Genomic DNA, 3,673 nt, shown 5'->3' with positions numbered 1-3,673 from the left:
TGGATCTTCATCCACCATGTGTTCGCGCCGTGGCTTCCCGCCGATCAACTCGACAGCTACATCGCCGGCTTGATCCTCCTGGCTGCAGCCCCCTGCACAGCAATGGTTTTCGTGTGGTCGCAGCTCTGCAAGGGCGATCCGTATTTCACACTCTCGCAAGTGGCGCTCAACGATTCCATCATGATCGTAGCCTTCGCGCCGCTCGTCGCGTTGTTGCTCGGTCTGTCGGCCATTACGGTGCCGTGGGATACGCTGATTATCTCGGTCGGCCTCTACATCATCATCCCGGTCATCCTCGCTCAACTGCTGCGCCGGATGGTGATGGCGAAGGGCGAGGTATATTTTAGGAAGACCGTCGCACACCTCGGGCCCTATTCGATCTGTGCGCTGCTCACGACGTTGGTGCTGCTCTTCGCCTTCCAAGGGCAGGCGATCATCAAGGAACCACTCGTTATTGCGATGCTCGCAGTGCCGATCCTCATTCAGGTGTTTTTCAATTCAGGCCTCGCCTACTTGTTGAACCGCCGGCTCGGTGTCGCACATTGCGTTGCGGGACCGTCCAGTCTGATCGGTGCAAGCAATTTCTTCGAGTTAGCGGTGGCCACGGCAATCAGCTTGTTCGGCTTTCACTCCGGCGCAGCACTCGCCACCGTGGTCGGCGTGCTCATCGAGGTGCCGGTGATGTTGCTCGTCGTCGGTGTCGTCAATCGATCGCAGCATTGGTATGAAGCAAAAACCAGTACACAAGGACAACCCGTATGAGCGTCACGATCTATCACAACCCGGACTGCGGCACGTCGCGCAACACGCTGGCGATGATCCGCAATGCCGGCATCGAGCCGGTCATCGTCGAGTACCTGAAAGCCCCGCCGACGCGGGACTTGCTCAAAGAGCTCATCACCCGCTCTGGCCTGACGGTGCGCGCCGCTTTGCGCGAAAAGGGCGCCCCGTATGCCGAACTCGGCCTCGGTAATGCCTCCTTGACCGATGACCAATTGCTCGACGCCATGCAGGCACACCCGATCCTCATTAATCGGCCGTTCGTCGTAACGCCGCTTGGCGTGCGCCTGTGCCGGCCGTCCGAAGTCGTTCTCGATATCCTGCACGATCAGCAAAAGGGAGCATTTGCAAAAGAGGATGGCGAAGCGGTCATCGACAGCGAAGGTCGGAGAGTCTGCTGATGCCGCAGGATCTGCCCAATATCAACCCGGCGTACCTCGACACGCCTGATCTGCGCAAACTTGATCCTCGCGTGGTTTCAGCGCACCCACCGCGAATTCTGATGCTCTTTGGTTCATTGCGGCCTACTTCGTACAGCCGTCTGCTCACGCTCGAAGCCGAACGCATCCTTCGCCATTTCGGTGCCGAGACCCGGGTCTTCGATCCGCACGGTCTGCCGCTTGTGGACAGCGTGGCGGCCGATCATCCAAAGGTAGTGGAACTTCGCAAACTTTCCGAGTGGTCCGAGGGACATGTCTGGTGCAGCCCGGAGCGCCACGGAACGCTGACAGCCGTATTCAAGAATCAGATCGACTGGCTGCCGCTTGAGAGCGGCGGCATGCGTCCGACGCAAGGCCGTGCGCTCGCTGTGATGCAGGTCTGCGGCGGCTCGCAATCATTCAACGCCGTGAACGCTCTGCGCATCCTCGGCCGGTGGATGCGCATGGTGACCATCCCCAATCAATCCTCGGTGCCAAAGGCGTATCAGGAATTCGGCGCTGACGGCCGAATGAAGGCATCGGCCTACTACGATCGTGTTGTCGACGTGATGGAAGAGTTGTTTAAATTCACGCTCATGGTGCGCGACCGCTCCGACTACCTGACAGATCGCTACAGTGAGCGCAAGGAAGCGCATCCAGAACTGGCGACGGCATTGGCGACTGCCTCCATGTGCCATGAAGGGCACACCACCAGTACTAACGCCGACACCGACGAGAGTGAAGCCGAATGACAACTGCTTATGCCCCCGCCAGTGATTTAGACCATTGACGCCGGCGAAGCAAAAAATACCACGGGCATGCGCGCGTCTCACCATCTCATCGCCAAGGCGCCATAGCCTCGAACACACCGTCACGCCTGACCAGCGCGTGCAACAGCGCCGCCGCCAGATGAACCAAAATCAGCGCAAAGAAGCACAGCGCGAGCACCCTGTGCGCGTTCCAGAGCAGCGTGTGCAAGCCGTTGCTATGCGGCAGGATGGACGGCAAATGCATCCCGAACACCACGACGGGATAGTCCGCGGCCGACAGCATGCCCCAGCCGATCAGCGGCAGCCCAATCATCAGCAGGTAGAACGCGAGATGCGACAGGCGAGCGGCGAGTTTCATCGGCTCCGGCATCGACGCCGGCAGCGGTGGCGCGCCGCGCATCAACCTGACCACCAGACGAATCAGCGCCAGCACAAGAATTACTATACCCAGCGGCTTGTGGATGGACACGAGCGTTAGATAATCCGGGCGAACAGTGGACACCATCCCGACACCGATGAACAGCATCGCCAGGATGCAAATTGCCATGATCCAGTGAAGCGCGCGCTGCAATGGTGTGAAGCGATCGTGGATCGGGGTCATGGCGTGTCTCCTCCCGCCGGATGGTGCGGATAGTCCTTATCCTCAGCGGTTCGCCGGTCGAACGAGACGGCATAGGCGGCTGAGCGCGCGGCGGGAAACGGATCGTCCGAGACGTGCATGCCGGGCGGCAGGACAGTGGGATCGAAGTTGAGATCGCGGCACGGCCCGTCAGGCTCGGGTTCAATGGCGTTGACCACCAGCGTACCCGCCTCCACCTTGCGTCGATCCTCCGGCCACGCCTGGGTGGGGTCGGCAGTCGGGTCACCGGGATTGGCCACAGTGACGACCAGCGTCCATCGTTGCGGCGCGCTTTGCACGCGCTGCGTGATATCCGCGTCGAGGAAGTTGTCGCCACGCGCCTTCAACTGGTCGGGGGGCACCGCCTCGGGATGCGCGGCTGGCACGAAGGACCAGCGCACGGCCTCGTCCTGTCCCGCAGCGTTGGTGAAGATGAAGCTATTGAGGCTGTTGTACTGCTCCTGCGCAAATGAGCCCGTCCACGGCGCGCTGCCGGCCCACGCAACAAAGTTGCCGAACGACGGATGCGCGGCGGCAAAATTCTTCATGGCGTCCGGATCGCTCTTGTCAGCCGAGGCCTTGAGCAGGTCGTAGAAGGCCTGCGGCGTGGCGACCGGGAAGACGGGAGCGTCGATCATCGCCGTGCGCCATTCGCTTCCATCCGGCGCGACAATGCGCAGGCTAAGGCCCCGTACTCGAACCGTGGCGTCGGGCGCTTTGGGATCCTGCGTAGCGAGGTTGAAACGTCCGGTGACCGCAGACGACGCGCCCGGTGCGAACATCGGCGCCTTGGACAAGGCCGCAGCCGCGCCATTCGATTCGAAGCCGCCGGTAAAGCAGATGCCCTTGGCGTGATTGCGCCGGAAGCCCAGAACCGCGCCGCCCGGCGGCGCGAGAGCGTTGACGATCTTTGCCGGCGTCAGGCGTTGTGGCGAGAGCCAGCCGGCCGTAAAGGCGAAGGCCGCGACCAGCACGACCACGACGACTGCAATCAGTACCAGCGAACGGAACGTGGACGCGTTAGACGTCGGTCTGTCGGCCATCGATCTCTCCCGATCAATGATTCGGCTGAGTAGAAATCTAGC

The 3,673-nt window shown here is 61.4% G+C and carries 5 protein-coding genes; 3 read left to right on the top strand and 2 right to left on the bottom strand.

The annotated features are described in order from the left end of the window. The 3 genes from WCA53_RS00720 to arsH form a co-directional block, all read left to right on the top strand. Nucleotides 1–762 (top strand): arsenic resistance protein (locus tag WCA53_RS00720; protein ID WP_423904250.1); only part of this gene is annotated, 762 nt, incomplete at its 5' end. Continuing rightward, nucleotides 759–1,181, top strand: a complete 423-nt coding sequence (arsC, locus tag WCA53_RS00715; protein ID WP_423904247.1) for an arsenate reductase (glutaredoxin) — start codon at nucleotides 759–761, stop codon at nucleotides 1,179–1,181. The genes WCA53_RS00720 and arsC, both read left to right, overlap by 4 nt. Then, on the top strand, nucleotides 1,181–1,951 hold the full coding sequence (gene arsH / locus WCA53_RS00710; RefSeq protein ID WP_423904244.1) for an arsenical resistance protein ArsH: 771 nt from the start codon (nucleotides 1,181–1,183) through the stop codon (nucleotides 1,949–1,951). Before arsC ends, arsH begins: the two co-directional genes overlap by 1 nt. Before the next feature lie 85 nt (nucleotides 1,952–2,036). Here the strand turns inward: arsH and WCA53_RS00705 are convergent, their stop codons facing one another. Together WCA53_RS00705 and WCA53_RS00700 are read right to left on the bottom strand one after the other, a co-directional pair. Then, nucleotides 2,037–2,570: a cytochrome b gene (locus WCA53_RS00705; RefSeq protein WP_423904241.1), complete on the bottom strand. Its 534-nt coding sequence runs from the start codon at nucleotides 2,568–2,570 to the stop codon at nucleotides 2,037–2,039. After that, a complete protein-coding gene (locus WCA53_RS00700; protein WP_423904238.1) occupies nucleotides 2,567–3,631 on the bottom strand; it encodes a catalase family peroxidase in 1,065 nt (354 codons plus the stop codon). The genes WCA53_RS00705 and WCA53_RS00700 overlap by 4 nt, the downstream gene beginning before the upstream one ends. Nucleotides 3,632–3,673: the final 42 nt, after the last annotated feature.

The organism is Caballeronia sp., from assembly GCF_049581465.1.
Lineage (GTDB): Bacteria > Pseudomonadota > Gammaproteobacteria > Burkholderiales > Burkholderiaceae > Caballeronia.
Note: the sequence above shows the minus strand (reverse complement) of the source record. Positions and strands in the feature narration are given on the sequence as shown.